Source organism: Rickettsia australis str. Phillips (assembly GCF_000273745.1).
GTDB lineage: Bacteria > Pseudomonadota > Alphaproteobacteria > Rickettsiales > Rickettsiaceae > Rickettsia > Rickettsia australis.
In genome coordinates this window covers 1-1147 of sequence record NZ_AKVZ01000047.1, presented here as the reverse complement: position 1 = coordinate 1147, position 1147 = coordinate 1, and the positions used below count along the sequence as shown (strand labels likewise).

The window sequence follows — 1147 nt, the reverse complement described above, 5'->3', positions numbered from 1 at the left end:
AAAACCCCCTAGTGAAACAAACAGAAAAAAGTAGTATAAGAAAATCATGTAGTATGATATAGTAGTAGCATTCTCGTAAGAGCGCACTTGCACGTTTTGTTGATACAAAACGTCATGCGCTCAGTGAGTAGAAAAAATATCTACGAAGTATTAATAATAAGATTGTTCTTTATAAATGGCGTTATATCACTTTCATCGTTCAAATATACAAAGAAGCAAGGGGCAAAATGCTGTTGCTAAAGCTGCATATATTTCTGCATCAAAATTAGTATATAAAACTATCGATAAAGAAACTGGTGAGGAAATAAGTATTATTTATGATTTTACTAAGAAGAAAGGAGTAGTATATAGCAAGATATTTGTACCTGAAGGTTTTGAAGACGCTGCATGGTTACAAGATAGAGAGCAGTTATGGAATGCTGCTGAAGCAAGAGAAAAAAGAGAGGATTCTATAACAGGATCAGAAGTTGAGTTTTCATTGCCACGAGAAGTCAGTAAAGAGCAAAACATTAAGTTAGTAGAAGTATATGTGCAAAAAAATATAGTATCACGAGGCATAGTATGTGACGTGAATATACATTACGATGATCCTGATAATCCACATGTGCATATACAGTATTTCACAAGAAGGCTAGAGCGTTTAGAGCATGATAAAGTAGTAATTGGAAAAGTAAAGGATAGAGAGCTAGCAAGTCCAAGAGTTTTATATTTTTAAGAGATGAATGCGAGATAGAAATCAACAAAGTATATGAGGAGGCAGGATTACCATTTAGGGTAACTGCTAAGTCATATAAAACACTTGGGATAGCACAAGAGGCGACTAAGCACCGTGGCGTGACGCATCATATGCAAGGTACTGAGCTTGAGGCAAAAAACAAAGAGATTATAGCTGAGAACGTCAGGAAGATAAGAGAGAATCCTGAAGTTATATTAGGTAAGATTTCCTATACAAAGCCAGTATTTACTAAAGAAGATATAGCAATAGCATTATCAGACGCTTTAATGGTGCATTTAGTATCAAAAGGAAGTGATATTGTAACAGAGCAAGAAGCTATTAGAGCATTTGGCAAAGGCTTAGTAAACGAGCAAGTAGGTGGTGGAAATACAGAACAAAATATAGCAAATGGTGTAATAGCTACTACGGCAC

The 1147-nt window shown here is 35.2% G+C and carries 1 protein-coding gene and 1 pseudogene; both read left to right on the top strand.

Annotated elements, in window-relative coordinates; all coding sequences use genetic code 11:
• Positions 1–175 precede the first annotated feature (175 nt).
• Complete coding sequence (locus A452_RS12355) at positions 176–715, top strand: MobA/MobL family protein (protein WP_017208713.1); 540 nt, start codon at positions 176–178, stop codon at positions 713–715.
• 131 nt (positions 716–846) lie between these two features.
• Positions 847–1147, top strand: a pseudogene (locus A452_RS12350) (AAA family ATPase); the annotation flags it as partial.

Bases quoted from the DNA above. Each gene is read 5' to 3' on its own strand.
- A452_RS12355 (WP_017208713.1), top strand. From the start codon at position 176: ATGGCGTTATATCACTTTCATCGTTCAAATATACAAAGAAGCAAGGGG.